Here is a 15,118-nt window from a genome sequence, read left to right as displayed (position 1 = left end):
GAGGAGCACATGGTAACTTTACCGAGGTTTTTTGCCAAGCTGCAAACGGGCTGCTGCTGGCTTTGTTTACTACCACTGAAAGCCAATGAGCACAATGGTTTTTGCAAGGCGTGTTTTGCCGATTTACCGCGTTTACCTCCAGCCTGTTTGCATTGGCGCGGGCAACGGCAAGCACAAAGCTTTGGTCGGCATTGGTTCGCTGTCTTGGCATGGCAAGCAGAAAGCCGGCACTTAGTGCAACGTTATAAATTTCATCGCTCACCCGAGCTTGTGCGTTGGTTAGCGCCGCTGATGACAGCCCAGCTTATTGCGTGTTATCAGAAGTATCAGGTGGCCTGGCCAGATCTGATCGTGGCAATGCCGATGACCCGAAGACGATGGCAACGTCGTGGTTACAATCAAGCTGGGTTATTAGCCCGCGTCTTAGCGGAGCAGCTGCAACTTCCCTATAGTGCGGGGTTACTCAGGCGACTTCGCGATGAGGTTGCGCAGCATAAATTAGGGCGTCAGCAACGCTGGGTCAGTATGCAAAATGCGATGCATTGCACTCGAGATGTGCGTGGTTTGACGATTGCTGTGGTCGATGACGTGCTGACCAGTGGTGCTTCGGTGACCGCCGCCGCTGCAGCACTACAGCGACGGGGTGCAAAGGCCGTTGACGCATGGACGTTATGTTATACCGAGCCGCATGCGTCAGGGTGTGCTTAGTGGCTCTCTTCTGCTGCCTCGGCTGCTGCCGCTGCGGCATCTTCATCGCTTTGAGCGTAGGCGTCAATGGCTGGCGATAAGAAGATGGCATTACTCAGTAGCTTAGCTGTACCCCAGAAGAAGGCACGGAAGTTCATGTCATCAGCCAAACCAACCACACGACCACTACCATAGCGGTGGGCAACAATGGCTGCTTTCTCACTCATGACTTCGCGGTTTTCTTTTGCAGCATAACCACTTAATAGCGGCTCTTCCTGGTAACGAGCCACCGTAATAAACGGCGATTCAGGGATCTCCATCGCGTTTAGACTATCTTTGAAAACCGGCAACTTGGTACGTGGGAAGCCGAAAGCCAGTGGATGACTCAAGTCGAGTTTAGCACCGAAGATGGCACCGGCAACACGACGCTTACCATAGTAGCTATCGCGATCAGCGTAGCTCAGTGCGCTGCTATCAAATTTCTCATCAAAAGCTGCGCCTTCGACAAACTTAGCCGCCAGTAATTTCTGCTCGGCAAGCCACTTCGCGCCGCCTTGTTGACCGATGACGGTACCGCCTGCGCGCACCCAATCACGTAGGCGCGATACGCTACGGTCATCCAGTGTACGATAGCTGCCATCCACCAAGAGAATGTGAGTGTAACGCTCAAGGTCGACACGGTTAAAGCGGTCGGTATCAATCATCGAGACGGGGATGCTGACATGGCGGTCGAGGTAGTACCATGCTTCGCCGTTTTCGTACATGTTGGCACCATCACCTACCAGCATCATTACGCTTACGGGCTCGACTGGGCTCAGGTTGCGACTACCAAGATCCATACCCTGCGGCGTTAGGCCAGAACTAATGCTATGTAAGGCAATGCCATTGCGCGTGGCGATTTCAAGCAGCTGTTCTTGAACTTCTTGCCAAGGTTTGCTTTGGTAAGCTTTGGTAACAACAACGGCGCCCGACGCAAACTGGTGCTGACCGTCGCCGGTTTTTGCGGTAAAGCCTTGTGCAGCCTGGCGCACGTGAATATCTGCTGCGAGTAATTCCTGCAGCGCACGTGGTGCAAAGTAGCTGTGCCAATCGAAACCATAAGCATAGGCGTCAGCTGCGATGCTAACGGCTGGCGCTTGCGGTTGTTGCCAAGTTTGCTCGCTATGACGCACACGGCTGTCAGTGGCGGCAAATTCAACATTGAAGGCTAATGGCAAGGTCCAACCTGAAACATCATAGAAGGTGTTATCTAGGAAGCTTTGCTGGGTGCTAAAAATGGCCCGAATCAGGCGGTACTGCGGCTGCTCTAGTGGCACATAGTAGCTCGAACCCGGCTTAAATGTTTTGCCGTTTTCTTTGACCTCTGAGGTCAGCGGGTACACTTGAATCTCATGCTGGTCGAGGATCTCTAACATACCAGCTAACCGCGCAGGGTCGGTACTGTCACCGAACACGTAGCCGTTGAAATCTGCATCATCAGCAAGCTCTAGGCCACTGTCAAAGAAGCGTTGTTGATAATCCAAGAACGCCACCTTGTTGGCGTGCGCACCGTACATGGTGGTCAACGATGTGGTGAACTGGTTCTGGATAGTGAACGGGAACTCAACTAAGCCATTGATGGAGTCTTGCGCGTGTCCGCGGCTCGAGGCTTGCTCAAACAAGATACCGATGGCGCCTTGTACGTCGGGATAAGTTGAACCTTTACCGACGTAAAAGTCATCAAAAGATTCTTCGGTAAAATACAAGCGGCCTTGCTCATCAAGCGCAGCTGCATGGCCTTCGGCCAGTTTAGCAGTAAGTGTTACGTTCTCTTCTGGGGTATTTGGGTTGCGACGCGTCGGAATGCCCGGCTGAAAGAAGAACGTGCTGTTGGTACCCATTTCATGGAAGTCGGTTAACACGTTTGGCTTCCATTTTTGGAAGTTAGCGATGCGTGCGCGCGACTCCGGATGCTGTAACAACAACCAGTCACGGTTCAAGTCAAACCAATAATGATTGACCCGGCCACGCGGCGTGCCTTGTACGTGTTCGCGATGCTGTGGGTCGGCAACTAGGTTTTGACTGCGATGCTGGTTTGCCCACTGCGCGAAACGAGCCAAGCCGTCAGGATTCAAGCTAGGATCGAGCAAGATGATGGTATCGCGCAGTACCGCCTCAATTTTCTCGCCTTGTGCCGCCGCTAAGTAGTAGGCATAAAGTAAGGCTGCGTTACTGCCGCTCGGCTCGTCACCATGAATGCTGTAGCCCATGTAAAGGACTAGGGGAGCTGTTTCCGGATCGCCGTTGCGGTTCGGGTCTGCAATTGCAGTGTGCGCATCGCGTAAGCTATCGATGTTTGCGTGATTTTCTGGAGTGGTTACCGTTAAGAGCAGCAATGGGCGCTGCTCATGCGTGCGACCTGTTACTTCAATAGTGAAGCGGTCGCTTTTCTCTGCAAGAACCTCCATGTAACGCACCAACTGATCATGGCGAACGTGCCATTCTCCAACTTCATAACCTAAAATCTCCTTAGGCGTTGGAATGCTTGGGTCATAAGTCACATCGGTCGGCAGATAATCTTTTAACGTAGTGGCAGAGGCTGACACTGAAACCAAAAGAAGCACTGCTGCAAACATCTTGAGCAAACGCATAATTCTTTCCTAAATGATTGAAACACCGCTCTAAGCTAGCAAAAGACACGCCTTACCCCAAGCTGCTTACTATGCAATGACCGATTTTTGCGATAAGATATACCTTACTAAAACACTCAAGTATAGCAGTGAGGTGGTAACCCCATGATTCGTATTACTGAAAGCGCGCAAGCGCATTTTCGCAAATTGCTTGCCGAACAGCCGGATAACACTAATATCCGTGTGTTTGTGGTGAACCCGGGGACGCCGTCAGCAGAGTGTGGCGTTTCGTATTGCCCGCCTGACTCGGTCGAACCGGACGACGAAACCTTGCCATTTAGCGGTTTCGATGCGGTGGTGGACTCAGGCAGTGCGCCGTTCTTGCAAGATGCTGTTATTGATTTTGAAGAGCAAGAATTAGGCTCGCAGCTCACCTTGAAAGCACCTAACGCGAAAGCGAAAAAGGTTGATGACGACGCGCCGTTGATTGAACGCGTTGAATACGTGATTCAAGCGGAAATTAACCCGCAGTTGGCCAACCATGGTGGACGGGTAGCGATTAACCAGATCACTGACGACGGTTTCGCAATCTTGCAATTTGGTGGTGGTTGTAACGGCTGTAGCATGGTCGATGTAACGCTTAAAGAAGGCATTGAGAAAGAGTTGTTACAGCGCTTTCCTGAAGAGTTGAAAGGCGTGAAAGACGTTACTGAACACCAGCATGGCGAACATTCTTATTATTAAGACTGTGTAAATTTTAAAAGTTGTATAAGTGAAAAAGTGATCCCAAACAATTTGTCCCTGCGTATGTGGAATTTGCCGATAACACAACGAGGAACAAACTATGAATGGGATCACAAAACTTAGTATACCCGCTGTCGCGGTGCTTATGCTAGCAGCTTGTGGTAGTGATAGTAACGACCCAGATCCGGTCGTTGATATTCCAACACCACCCCCGCAATCAACCTTTGTTCGTGTACACCATAGTGTTGCGGACGCTCCAGACGTAAACGTTTTAGTGGATGGTAACGCAGTACTCGAAGGCGTACCTTACGGTGCATCTTCTGGCGTACTCGAGCTTGATGAAGGCTCTTACAGCATCCAAGTCGACGGTATTCTCGCCGACGCATCAACTGCAACCGTGATTGGACCTGCTGACGTTAACTTGGGTGAAAACTTACGCTATGAAGTTTTCGCGGTAGGTAAAGTCGGCGACGGTTCGATCGAGCCGCTGATTTTTGCAAATGAAGATACTGACGTCACCGCAGGTAATGCGCGGGTTGAAGTTGTACACGCTGCTCCTGATGCTCCGTTGGTGGATATTTATGTAACTGCACCAGGTGCTGATTTAAGCGCTGAAGCAGCGGTTACAACGCTGGCTTACAAAGATAATTCTGGTCAAGTTGAAGTGCCAGCAGCGGACTACCAAGTGCGTATTACTGTAGCTGGCGAGCCAGCAACAGTTGTCTATGACAGCGGTACGATCACACTACCTGATGGTGCTGACTTAGTTGTTGCCGCAGTCGCCAATACCATGACGGGTAGCTCACCGATTATGCTGCAAGTTGCTGACGGTGAGGGCGCGGCCATTTTACCTGACGTCAATGCGGGTGCTGAGATTCGTGTTGTCCACGCAAGTGCCGATGCCCCAGCTGTGGATGTAGCGGTAAATAATGGCGATCCAGCGATCACTAACTTAGCTTTCACGGAAGCGACTGGCTTTATTAACCTACCAGCCGACGACTATGTTGTTGATGTAAATGTTGCTGGCGGTGCGACCGTACTTGATGACGTGCCGTTAAGCTTGGCAACCAGTGACAAGCTAAGCGTCTATGCGGTAGGTGCTGTTGCTGACGGTTCGTTGACCTTAGCCGCAGTCACTGAAATGCAGCGTCGTATTGCGACGGACGCGCAAATTCAGTTGGTGCACGCATCACCAAGCGCGGGTAACGTTGATATCTATGTTACCGCAACCGACGACATCAGCACTGCAGATCCAGCTTTCACTGACATTCCATTTAACGCTGAAGGTCTAGTGTCAACAGGCTATGTATCATTGCTACCGGGTGACTATGTCGTGACTGTCACTGCAACCGGTACCAAGACAGCTGCGATTGGCCCAGTACCACTAACACTTGAAGGTGGTGGTATCTATACTGCGGCAGCAGTTGATGCGACCGGTGGTGGTTTGCCGCCAGGCCTCATCTTATTGGATGATTTGGCGCCGGCGAGCGAGTAGAAATAGCCACTGGGTAACCCCACGGGCTAAAAGAAAAGCACTCAATGCCAACCACAAACCGTGGTTGGCATTTTCTTTTGTCAGTAATGTTTGACCGAGCCACCAGCTTGGTAAAAATACCAGTAAAGCACTTATAAGCATCGTGTCACGCATTGCGTGAGTCCAACCAAGACCAATGTATACCCCGTCAAAATAGTAGCTCCAATGCCCAAGCAGGGGCAGCAGAATCACCCATGGTAAATACCGTAAAGCGGTGGTAATCACGTCCGGAAGATCGGTCAGCAAGCGAATAATGGCTTCACCGGCCATGGCAAAGGTCAGACTATAAATGCCGGCAAACACCACTGACCATAGCAGCGTGAGGCGCAGCCAATAATTAACCTCGGCCCTACGGCGGCGACCGACAGCTGCACCTGCCAGAGCTTCGACTGCATACGCTATGCCATCTAAGCCTAATGAAATTAACATCAAAAACTGCATCAGCACGGCATTGACGGCAACATAAAGGTCGCCAAAACGGGCGGCATAACCGGTCATGGTGGCCATGCACAACTGCAAGACCAGCGAGCGGATAAAAACGTCACGGTTCATGCCAAAAAAACGCGCGAAATAGTTGCCTTGTAATTGCCAGCTCAACTCCAGTCGTAGCAGACCCCGCAGCATATAAAGGCCGAGTATCGCGGTGCTGACTTCAGCGGCAACAGAAGCCCAGGCCGCACCTTCAACGTTAAGCCCTAAACCAATGATTAAGATGACGTCGGCAACGACATTGACTGCGTTGGTAAATATCACGAGCAGCATGGCTTGTTTGCTTTGCTGGCGCCCGAGTAATACGCCAAGGACAACGAGGTTAATAAGTGCTGCAGGCGCGGCCCATAGACGAATGGCGATATAGTCAGCAGCGTAACCTGCGAGTTGAGTACTGGGTTGAATCAGCCAGAAAGCGAAATCGATGAGCCATGGTTTGGCGAGCAAAATAGCACCACCTAATAGCAACGCGAAGGTCAGTGCATGGATCGCTATCAAGCGTTGTTGGCTTTCATCTTTGCGACCAAACGCCCGCGCGATTTCGCCGGTGGTGGTCATACGCAAAAATACCGCCAGCAGAAAGATAAAGCTCACGATCATCGCGCCGAGTGCGACTGCACTCAGGTAGATTGAGTCGGGCAGATGACCTATGATGGCAGTATCAACGAGGCCCAATAGGGGCGCGGCAATGTTGGAGATAATCATCGGTAAGGCGATGGCAACGATCTTCTTGTGCGCCGGCCAAGTACCCCAAAACTTTCGGAGATCGACAATGCGATTGGTAGTTGTTCTGCTAGCTTTGGTCATGATTGGAGCAGTAGGTCCTTTACAAGCAAATGAGACGCAAACAGCACATGGAGTCGTCGTGCTGCAATATCACCATATCGGTGATGATACACCGCGTGTGACTTCGGTAACAGCGGCAGAGCTTGAAGCGCATTTTGCTTATCTTAAAGAGCATGACTATAACGTCGTTTCATTAGGCGAAGCGCAACAACTTATAGCGTCAGGTGAAGTGCCGGACAAGTTAGTCGCGCTGACCTTTGACGATGGCTGGCGCAATGTCTATGACAATGGTCTTGAAGTGTTTAAGCGTTATCGCTACCCATTCACGATTTTTGTAAATCCTGCGCTCATGGCCGAGACACCGCGGCTCTATATGACGTGGGAACAGTTACGAGAATTGGAAAGCTATGGCGCGCAGATAGCCAATCATTCCAATAGTCATGCACACATGACCTGGCGCCGCGACGGCGAATCTGAAGCGCAATGGTTAGCACGGCAAGAGCACGATATTTTGGCGGCCCAGCAGGCGCTGGAGGAGGGTATGGGCAGCGCGCAGCCGCGTTTCTTCGCTTATCCTTACGGCGAGTACAATCCAGCGCTGGCTGAGTTATTGATTGAGCATGACTTCGTGGCGTTTGGTCAACATAGCGGCCCGTGGGGTACACACAGCCCGTTAGCGCAAGTGCCACGCTTTCCGGCTTCCGCTCAATACGCTGACTTGAAGACCCTTGCGACCAAGATTGCCAGCTTACCGTTACCCGTTCGAAGCGTAGAACCGAAAAATATGGTTCTAGGTCATGAGCAGAATTCGGTTGAGATCCGTTTTGCGGCGATTATCGAGGACTTTAGAGCGGCGCAAATGAACTGTTTCTATCAAGGTCAGCAATTTCAGCCTGAATGGCAGGACGAAGAAGCTTACTTTACTGTAGAGGACATTCCGGTAGGGCGTTCGCGCGTCAACTGCACGGTTCCAAGCCTGAGTGAAAGTGGACGTTTCTATTGGTATTCGGTGCCGTTAGTGCGCCCCAATGCACAGGGGCGCTGGCCGGATTAATTATACTGTTGGGTAATTAGTTGGAAATCCTGCACCAATTGTTCCATGTCGACGGTTGGTAGTTGGCCGGCCTCATGGCTCGCTTTGAAGATGGCATGGCGCTCGCCGTCTGGATTCACTAAGACGATAGCGGAGCTATGATTGACTAAATAATCTGTTTCGCCTTCGCTTGGGATTGAATACATCAAACCTAAGCCGTTAACAAATGGGTACAAGTTCTTGTGTTCCGCACGTACGCCCATAAATTCTTTGCCAAAATAAGTGTTGTAGTCAGCAAGTTTCTGCAACGTATCGCGCTTAGGATCGACACTAATCATCCACACCCGCACGTCCCGTTCGGTAAACGAGGTCAACTGCGGCATTATTTTGCGCAGATCTGCCATGGTGGTGGGGCAGATATCTGGACACGAGGTGTACCCCGTGAATAACAGCGTCCATTGCCCGGTCAAGTCAGCGTTTGTGAGCTGTGAACCGTTATGGCCCTCAAGCATAAATGGCTCAAGTGCGCGAGGTGGGTTGTACACCAAAGCCTGTGGTTGTGGTTTGGGTAAGCTATTAAAAATCACAACGCCTGCAACCAGCGCAATAATGGCAACCACCGAAACTAATAATTTTTGCATTCCGAAAACCTCATATCCTTTTGCTAACTAGCCAACTGAAGTGCTGGTGTTGCAACATAGTGGTCTACTAACAATAGCACAAAGAGTGCCATTAGCTGCCAAATCGAGAAGGTAAACATGCGATAGGCTGTGTGCTTTTCTGGCGCAAATTTGAGTTTCCAAGCATAGACCAAAAACCAAATGCTGAGAACGCTAGAGCCGATCAAATAAATCAAACCTGACATGCCAACAATATAAGGCAACAGACAGATGATCGCGAGCAAGATGGTGTAGAGCAGTATGCAAGTTTTGGTAAATTCGATGCCGTGGGTTACCGGTAGCATTGGGATTTCTGCTTTGGCGTAATCCTTCGCACGATGCACGGCTAAGGCCCAAAAGTGCGGGGGCGTCCAAGTGAAAACGATCATTACTAGCAAGATTGCGTGTGGATGAATCTCGTTAGTTACAGCGGTCCAACCAAGTAGCGGGGGGGCTGCTCCTGCTAAGCCGCCAATCACGATGTTTTGTGGCGTCGCCCGCTTCAAGTACATGGTGTAGACAATAGCGTAACCAACCAAGCTAGCGAAGGTAAGCCATGCAGTGAGCATATTGACCCACAGCGCCAAAACGACGAAACCTAAGGCGCCAATGAGTGCCGCAAAAGTTAACACGTGGCGTGGTGAGAGATTCCCTGATGGAAGCGGCCGGCGCAGTGTACGCGCCATACGCGCGTCGATATGTCGATCGACCAAGTGGTTCACGGCAGCGGCGGAGCCCGACATCAGGCCAATGCCTACCATGGCAGGAACAACAATATCCCAGCCGACCCAGGTAGGACTTGCTAAACAGATACCGACGAGTGCGGTCAACAATAGCAACAATACCACCCGGGGCTTTGTAAGTTCTAAATAGTCGCGCCACTGGGCGTGACGTTTATATGTCATCTCGGTCATACAACTAACTTCCTTACGCACTGACCTATTATTATTATTTTGACTGCTAATTAAGCGTGTCGTGCGATTTTATAATTTAAGCCTACCAAACTTAGTAGGAGTAATGCACCCATTAGATTGTGTGCGACAGCAACGCCGATGGGTAGCATGAGTACCACGTTACTAATCCCTAAGGCGATTTGTAGGATTAAGGCGATCGTAACCCAATTGAGGCTGCTACGAATCTTCGACGATTGCGCAGATTTGTAGCCGCGAATCAGCATAAAACCAACGACTAACAGCGTAACAATCGCACCAATTCGGTGGGTAACGTGCATGGTCATGCGTTCCGCATAATCATGCGCACCATATTGATAGGTAACAGCCTCTGGCACAGAGAAAGCACCGGCGATATCAAGATTTGCGGACCAATTACCTTCGCAAATCGGCAAGTCGGTACAGGCGAGCGCTGCATAGTTCGCGGCGACCCAACCACCTAAAGCAATTTGGGCGACGACGACCAGCAGGGAGACAAGCGCCAAGCCACTAATCGCGCGGGCCTTAGGATCGCCCATAGGTAGGTGCAGTCGTTGCAAACGTAAGCGCAAGAGATAGAGCAACGATAGGGTAGTGAAGCCACCAAGCAAATGCCCCATAACAATCAAGGGTTGCAAGTTTAAGGTGACCGTCCACATTCCAAGAGCTGCTTGGAAGGTCACTAAGGCTAGCAATAGCAACGGCAGCTTAACCGGCGTTTCAGCACGCTTTCGTTGGCGCACGACTGCCGTAATAGCGATGATTAATATCATCAAACCAAGTAAACCAGCAGCGTAACGGTGAATCATTTCGTTCCATGCTTTCTGGTGTTCCAGCGGAGTATCCGGAAACAACTGCTGTGCGGCACTCACTTTTTCTTCGCCAGTCGGGACGGTTAGATGACCGTAACAACCCGGCCAATCCGGACAGCCTAGGCCTGCATCGGTAAGGCGCGTATAGGCGCCAAGTACAATCACAACAAGCGCTAAAGCAATACTAATATTAACCAGAAGACGCATGAGGTTATCCTACTCGAGAAAGCTTCAATAAAGTTCGCAGATCAGAGAGCAGATTTTTCGCTTCAGCGCGCATTTGCTCTTCGTCAGCAAAAGTGGGGTAGTGCAACATAACGTTGCCCAACGGATCGATAATAAAGAGTCGATACGGCGGCAGTGCACTTAAGTTGTCGATAATCTCTTTATCATTAAAAGGCTGCACCATTGGCGTCTGGCCCAAATCAAAAGCCAGCTGCGCACGACTGAATACCAGCGGCTTAACGCGGTCACTCTCTTTCCCGAGCGCTACATCAAGCTGGTTCATCGCATACAGGCCTTGCTCGCATTGGGCGCCGCAATTGTCATCGGCAATTAATGCTACATGCCAGCCTTCGGGTAACCGCGCGTTGAGTTGTTCACCTAATTTAATAGGTGGCACCAGCATGGTTCCCTTGTTGGTTGCCGCGCCTTGATACCAGCTTTGATCGAGCACAAACTTAGCGCCAATGACGGGTAGCGCAAAGGCGAGTACCACGCCTATCAGGGTGGCGCGGGATTTTTTAACTGAAGTCATGTCCCTTCCTTTTTTGTTTTCGTTATGGAACGGCGGACGAGAAGTACCACAATAAGTAAGGCAACAGCCAGCGAAAACCATTGCAAAGCATAGGCTTGATGTTTCTCGGGTGGCATCACCTGTGGCTGCCAATCTCTTGGCCAGCCGTAATCTTCTGCTTCGGAGAGTAGCACCACAAAGGTAGCCATGGGAAGCTCAAGCATGTCGCTAATCACAGCAAAATCTAGCTGCTGCACGCGCCACGGTGGCCCATTTGGCTCCACGATCTGATCGGCTAAGGAAAAGCCGGCAGTAGATGCGTGATAAAACCAGCCTTTGACGGTAATGGTGTCACTTGGCAATTGCAACTGTGGCAGCTGGGTTCGGTCCAATCCAACAGGCACCCAGCCCATGTTGACAGGTACCAGTTGCGGCCGGTCATTGGCGCTTAGCAAGCCGATCACATGGTAGCCGGCCTGCCCTTGATAAATTTGATTATCTAGCAGTAAGTAGGTATCAACGAAGGTTCCTGTGAGTTGCACTGGTTGATAGCGCTCTAAGCTTTGGGTCTGCCGCGGTAACATTGCGAAGTCCACTGACTCGGCTTGGTTCTTGGCGGTGGCAAAGTCATCGAACAGTGTTTGCTTCTCAGCAGCGCGATCGAGCTGCCAAAAACCAAGCTTGACCAGAAAGCCAATTGCCAGCACAGTGGTGAGCGAAACCAGAAGGGTGCTACGGCGCATCAGCTCTTACCGAAATAGGAATGAAGAATGGTCGTTACTGCAAAAATCATCTTAGTACTACTCATGTTATTTATGGTTTTCAATCTGATGCGCGCGTTATTAGCGATGCTGCGCGACGATCCAAATAAACCATCCATGACGCGTTATTTAGGGCGCCGCGTGGGCGCATCGGCTCTCGCCATACTTATTATTGTTATTCTTCTCGCAACTGGCTTGCTCGATCCGAATCCGCGACCGTACTAAACCCTTGGTTTAGTACGTGGTTTAGTACGGCCATGCGCAATTCGTTAAAGTACGTAGACAAAGATAAACAAGCACACCCAAACCACATCAACAAAGTGCCAGTACCAGCTGGTTGCTTGGAAAGCAAAGTGGCTTTCTGGCGTGAAGTGGCCCTTCAGTACCCGTAAGAACATCACGATAAGCATGATCGTTCCTAAGGTAACGTGCATGCCGTGGAAACCGGTAAGCATGTAGAAGGTATTACCGTATATCCCTGAATCCAAAGTTAAACCGAGCTCTTCATAGGCGTGAACATACTCAGCGCCCTGCAAGTACAGGAAGATACAGCCGAGAATGATGGTAATACCCAACCAAGCTGTCAGCTGTTTACGTTTACCCTTTTCTAAGCCGACATGGGCAAAGTGACAGGTAAATGAAGAGATGATCAGGATTATGGTGTTATACAGCGGTAAGCCGGTCCAACCCATCGCGCCCGACTCAGTACCACCAGGCGTTTCGGTTAACGGCCAAATAGCTTCAAATCCGGGCCATAAGACTTCGTTGGTCATGGCGTTATTGCTGGCGCCACCGAGCCATTCAACGGCAATCACGCGGGCGTAGAATAAGGCGCCAAAGAAAGCCGCGAAAAACATGATTTCGGAGAAGATAAACCATGCCATACCTTGGCGATAGGAATGACCAAGTTGCTTGCTGTAGAGTCCTGACATGGACTCATTGATTTGGTCGCGGAACCAACCAAATAACATAACTAAAATGACGGCGATGCCGCCGAGTAAGACATTAATACCCCAGCCGTCAGCATCCTTACTGGCGTCGATCACTGTGTGGCCGGCACCAAAAGCAATGAGACCTAAGCCAATGGCGCCGACAATCGGCCATGGGCTTGAGGCTGGCACGTAATATTTTTCGTGTTTTTGTTCTGCCATTGCAAAATCCTCAGTTCACTGGTTGCGCGAGCGCAGCCAGTGCATCAGGTTGAGCGTTTTCTGTCATGTCATACATCGTATAAGACAGGGTAACCGTGTGAATATGTTCGGGGATCTCGGGGTCGAGATAGAACTGCATCGGCATTGCCGTATCACTACCTGCCGCAAGTGGCTGCTGGTTGAAGCAGAAACACTCGACTTTGTTGAGATAGAGCGAAGCCTCACCAGGCGCGACGGACGGGATCGCTTGCGCGACCATATTTTGCCCAGTCGGGTTCTTGGCTAAGAAGTTCACCACTTTGGTTTCACCCGGGTGCACGCGCACCGAATGAACCTCAGGTTCAAAGCCCCATGGCATGCCTTTATTCACACGTGTAATAAATTGCACATTAATCGTTCGGCTAGTATCCACTGCTTTAGTGTTGGCGGCCGCTTGCCCATCGGTAAAGCGACCGTTAAATCCAGTGATATCACAGAACACGTTGTACAGTGGAACCAACGCAAAACCGAACGCGAACATGCCTACGACCGTCAGCAAAAGCCGACGGACGATACGCGTGTTATCAGGTTGAGTTGGTCGTTCACTCATTTTACTTCACCTCTGGTGGAGTATCGAAGGTGTGGTATGGCGCGGGTGATGGCACTGTCCACTCAAGGCCTTCAGCGCCTTCCCAAGGCTTCGCCGGTGCTTTCTCGCCGCCTTTCACACACTTGATAACTACCCAAAGGAAGATCAGCTGTGAAAGACCGAAGGCAAAGCCACCAATACTGACGATTTGGTTAATGTCAGCGAAGGCAATGGAGTAGTCAGGGATCCGACGTGGCATACCCGCGAGTCCGGCAAAGTGCATTGGGAAGAACAACACGTTAACGGAAATGAGTGATGCCCAGAAGTGTGTTTTCGCCAACTTCTCGTCGTACATATGACCGGTCCACTTCGGTAGCCAATAGTAAGCTGCCGCCATAATCGAGAAGATAGCGCCACTCACCAGTACGTAGTGGAAGTGAGCCACAACAAAGTAGGTATCATGGTACTGGAAGTCGACTGGGGTGATCGCCAACATCAAGCCTGAGAAACCACCGATAGTGAATAGAATCACAAAGGCAAGGGCGAACAACATGGGTGTTTCAAAGCTAATAGCACCACGCCACATAGTCGCAACCCAGTTGAAGACTTTGACCCCCGTGGGCACCGAAATCAGCATCGTACAGTACATAAAGAACAGTTCGGCAAAGACCGGCATCCCGGTGGTAAACATGTGGTGAGCCCAAACTAAGAAGGACAAACCTGCAATCGCTGCGGTGGCGTAAACCATCGAGGCATAGCCAAACAGCTGTTTACGGGAGAAAGCGGGAATAATTGCCGAGATGATACCGAACGACGGCAAGATCATGATGTACACCTCGGGGTGTCCGAAGAACCAGAATATATGCTGGAACAATACGGGGTCACCACCACCGGCCGCATCAAAGAAGCTGGTGCCGAAATACTTGTCGGTGAGAACCATGGTCACCGCCCCGGCCAGGACTGGCATAACAGCTATAAGCAGGAACGCGGTGATAAACCAAGTCCAGACGAACAACGGCATCTTCATGTAACTCATGCCAGGCGCACGCATGTTCATGATGGTGACGATGACGTTGATCGCCCCCATGATCGATGAAATACCCATGATATGGACTGAGAACACGAACAACGCGGTAGAGTCGCTGCTGTAAGTGGTCGACAGGGGTGCGTAGAACGTCCAACCAAATGCAGGGCCGCCACCTTCCATAAACAATGAGGCCAAAAGGATGGCAAATGCGAATGGCAGGATCCAGAAGCTCCAGTTATTCATCCGTGGTAACGCCATGTCAGGCGCACCAATCATCATTGGAATCATCCAGTTCGCTAGGCCAGTAAAGGCTGGCATAACAGCACCGAAGACCATGATAAGGCCGTGAACAGTGGTCATCTGGTTAAAGAAGTGCGGATCTACAAGTTGCAGTCCAGGCTGGAACAACTCGGCGCGAATAACCATCGCCATCGAGCCGCCCACAAGGAACATAATAAATGAGAACCAAAGATACAGTGAGCCAATATCTTTGTGGTTCGTAGTAAATAGCCAACGGGTAATACCCGACGGCGCATGATGATGGTGATCGTCGTGCTGATCAACTTCGCCAACAACTGTGCTCATAGTCAGGT

Annotated in this window: 15 protein-coding genes; 5 read left to right on the top strand and 10 right to left on the bottom strand. The window is 50.8% G+C overall.

The genetic code is table 11. The features are described from left to right. Positions 1–9: 9 nt before the first annotated feature. Positions 10–708: a ComF family protein gene (locus CWE21_RS04310; RefSeq protein WP_157982728.1), complete on the top strand. Its 699-nt coding sequence runs from the start codon at positions 10–12 to the stop codon at positions 706–708. Here the strand turns inward: CWE21_RS04310 and CWE21_RS04305 are convergent. Continuing rightward, the gene (locus tag CWE21_RS04305) at positions 705–3,317 is read right to left on the bottom strand and encodes a M14 family zinc carboxypeptidase (protein WP_126833224.1); all 2,613 of its coding nucleotides are present in this window, start codon (positions 3,315–3,317) and stop codon (positions 705–707) included. The genes CWE21_RS04310 and CWE21_RS04305 overlap by 4 nt on opposite strands. A 144-nt stretch (positions 3,318–3,461) precedes the next feature. Here CWE21_RS04305 and nfuA point away from each other — a divergent pair, with 144 nt between their 5' ends. Further along, complete coding sequence (gene nfuA, locus CWE21_RS04300) at positions 3,462–4,040, top strand: Fe-S biogenesis protein NfuA (protein WP_126833223.1); 579 nt, start codon at positions 3,462–3,464, stop codon at positions 4,038–4,040. A 100-nt stretch (positions 4,041–4,140) separates the two neighbouring features. Next, positions 4,141–5,535 carry a DUF4397 domain-containing protein gene (locus CWE21_RS04295; RefSeq protein ID WP_126833222.1) on the top strand — a complete coding sequence of 465 codons (1,395 nt, stop codon included), beginning with the start codon at positions 4,141–4,143 and terminating at the stop codon, positions 5,533–5,535. On the opposite strand, the gene CWE21_RS04290 is transcribed toward CWE21_RS04295, so the two are convergent. Then, on the bottom strand, positions 5,503–6,870 hold the full coding sequence (locus CWE21_RS04290; protein ID WP_126833221.1) for an MATE family efflux transporter: 1,368 nt from the start codon (positions 6,868–6,870) through the stop codon (positions 5,503–5,505). The two genes, CWE21_RS04295 and CWE21_RS04290, sit on opposite strands and share 33 nt — an antisense overlap. Here CWE21_RS04290 and CWE21_RS04285 point away from each other — a divergent pair. Continuing rightward, positions 6,836–7,903: a polysaccharide deacetylase family protein gene (locus CWE21_RS04285; protein WP_157982727.1), complete on the top strand. Its 1,068-nt coding sequence runs from the start codon at positions 6,836–6,838 to the stop codon at positions 7,901–7,903. The two genes, CWE21_RS04290 and CWE21_RS04285, sit on opposite strands and share 35 nt — an antisense overlap. Here CWE21_RS04285 and CWE21_RS04280 read toward each other — a convergent pair. Genes CWE21_RS04280 through CWE21_RS04260 form a run of 5 tightly spaced genes read right to left on the bottom strand, consistent with a single transcriptional unit; the run spans position 7,900 to position 11,761 of the window. Further along, complete coding sequence (locus tag CWE21_RS04280) at positions 7,900–8,523, bottom strand: SCO family protein (RefSeq protein ID WP_126833219.1); 624 nt, start codon at positions 8,521–8,523, stop codon at positions 7,900–7,902. The two genes, CWE21_RS04285 and CWE21_RS04280, sit on opposite strands and share 4 nt — an antisense overlap. 23 nt (positions 8,524–8,546) lie before the next feature. After that, the gene (gene cyoE / locus CWE21_RS04275; RefSeq protein WP_126833218.1) at positions 8,547–9,455 is read right to left on the bottom strand and encodes a heme o synthase; all 909 of its coding nucleotides are present in this window, start codon (positions 9,453–9,455) and stop codon (positions 8,547–8,549) included. 50 nt (positions 9,456–9,505) lie between these two features. Beyond that, a complete protein-coding gene (locus CWE21_RS04270) occupies positions 9,506–10,489 on the bottom strand; it encodes a COX15/CtaA family protein (protein WP_126833217.1) in 984 nt (327 codons plus the stop codon). A 4-nt stretch (positions 10,490–10,493) separates the two neighbouring features. Then, on the bottom strand, positions 10,494–11,039 hold the full coding sequence (locus CWE21_RS04265; RefSeq protein ID WP_126833216.1) for a hypothetical protein: 546 nt from the start codon (positions 11,037–11,039) through the stop codon (positions 10,494–10,496). Continuing rightward, positions 11,036–11,761 (bottom strand): SURF1 family protein, encoded by a 726-nt coding sequence (locus CWE21_RS04260; protein ID WP_126833215.1) that lies wholly within the window; start codon positions 11,759–11,761, stop codon positions 11,036–11,038. The genes CWE21_RS04265 and CWE21_RS04260 overlap by 4 nt, the downstream gene beginning before the upstream one ends. Positions 11,762–11,788: 27 nt before the next feature. On the opposite strand from CWE21_RS04260, the gene CWE21_RS04255 reads away from it, so the two are divergent. Next, a complete protein-coding gene (locus tag CWE21_RS04255) occupies positions 11,789–12,004 on the top strand; it encodes a DUF2909 domain-containing protein (RefSeq protein ID WP_126833214.1) in 216 nt (71 codons plus the stop codon). 44 nt (positions 12,005–12,048) lie between these two features. On the opposite strand, the gene CWE21_RS04250 is transcribed toward CWE21_RS04255, so the two are convergent. The 3 genes from CWE21_RS04250 to ctaD are packed head-to-tail and all read right to left on the bottom strand — an operon-like array spanning position 12,049 to position 15,110. Further along, positions 12,049–12,930: a cytochrome c oxidase subunit 3 gene (locus CWE21_RS04250; RefSeq protein WP_126833213.1), complete on the bottom strand. Its 882-nt coding sequence runs from the start codon at positions 12,928–12,930 to the stop codon at positions 12,049–12,051. A gap of 10 nt (positions 12,931–12,940) precedes the next feature. Then, entirely contained in the window at positions 12,941–13,519 is a 579-nt protein-coding gene (locus CWE21_RS04245) for a cytochrome c oxidase assembly protein (protein ID WP_126833212.1), read from the bottom strand. A 1-nt stretch (position 13,520) separates the two neighbouring features. Next, entirely contained in the window at positions 13,521–15,110 is a 1,590-nt protein-coding gene (ctaD, locus tag CWE21_RS04240) for a cytochrome c oxidase subunit I (protein ID WP_126833211.1), read from the bottom strand. Positions 15,111–15,118: the final 8 nt, after the last annotated feature.

It is taken from the genome of Pseudidiomarina aquimaris (genome assembly GCF_003987395.1).
Taxonomy (GTDB): Bacteria; Pseudomonadota; Gammaproteobacteria; order Enterobacterales; family Alteromonadaceae; genus Pseudidiomarina; species Pseudidiomarina aquimaris.
The sequence above is the reverse complement of the archived record's forward strand: the minus strand, read 5'-3'. Positions and strand labels throughout refer to the sequence as shown.

What these genes read in the sequence shown, in the direction of transcription:
- CWE21_RS04310 (WP_157982728.1), top strand. Translation starts at nt 10, where the DNA reads ATGGTAACTTTACCGAGGTTTTTTGCCAAGCTGCAAACGGGCTGCTGC.
- CWE21_RS04305 (WP_126833224.1), bottom strand. Translation starts at nt 3,317, where the DNA reads ATGCGTTTGCTCAAGATGTTTGCAGCAGTGCTTCTTTTGGTTTCAGTG.
- nfuA (WP_126833223.1), top strand. Translation starts at nt 3,462, where the DNA reads ATGATTCGTATTACTGAAAGCGCGCAAGCGCATTTTCGCAAATTGCTT.
- CWE21_RS04295 (WP_126833222.1), top strand. Translation starts at nt 4,141, where the DNA reads ATGAATGGGATCACAAAACTTAGTATACCCGCTGTCGCGGTGCTTATG.
- CWE21_RS04285 (WP_157982727.1), top strand. Translation starts at nt 6,836, where the DNA reads ATGCGATTGGTAGTTGTTCTGCTAGCTTTGGTCATGATTGGAGCAGTA.
- CWE21_RS04290 (WP_126833221.1), bottom strand. Translation starts at nt 6,870, where the DNA reads ATGACCAAAGCTAGCAGAACAACTACCAATCGCATTGTCGATCTCCGA.
- CWE21_RS04280 (WP_126833219.1), bottom strand. Translation starts at nt 8,523, where the DNA reads ATGCAAAAATTATTAGTTTCGGTGGTTGCCATTATTGCGCTGGTTGCA.
- cyoE (WP_126833218.1), bottom strand. Translation starts at nt 9,455, where the DNA reads ATGACCGAGATGACATATAAACGTCACGCCCAGTGGCGCGACTATTTA.
- CWE21_RS04270 (WP_126833217.1), bottom strand. Translation starts at nt 10,489, where the DNA reads ATGCGTCTTCTGGTTAATATTAGTATTGCTTTAGCGCTTGTTGTGATT.
- CWE21_RS04265 (WP_126833216.1), bottom strand. Translation starts at nt 11,039, where the DNA reads ATGACTTCAGTTAAAAAATCCCGCGCCACCCTGATAGGCGTGGTACTC.
- CWE21_RS04260 (WP_126833215.1), bottom strand. Translation starts at nt 11,761, where the DNA reads ATGCGCCGTAGCACCCTTCTGGTTTCGCTCACCACTGTGCTGGCAATT.
- CWE21_RS04255 (WP_126833214.1), top strand. Translation starts at nt 11,789, where the DNA reads ATGGTCGTTACTGCAAAAATCATCTTAGTACTACTCATGTTATTTATG.
- CWE21_RS04250 (WP_126833213.1), bottom strand. Translation starts at nt 12,930, where the DNA reads ATGGCAGAACAAAAACACGAAAAATATTACGTGCCAGCCTCAAGCCCA.
- CWE21_RS04245 (WP_126833212.1), bottom strand. Translation starts at nt 13,519, where the DNA reads ATGAGTGAACGACCAACTCAACCTGATAACACGCGTATCGTCCGTCGG.
- ctaD (WP_126833211.1), bottom strand. Translation starts at nt 15,110, where the DNA reads ATGAGCACAGTTGTTGGCGAAGTTGATCAGCACGACGATCACCATCAT.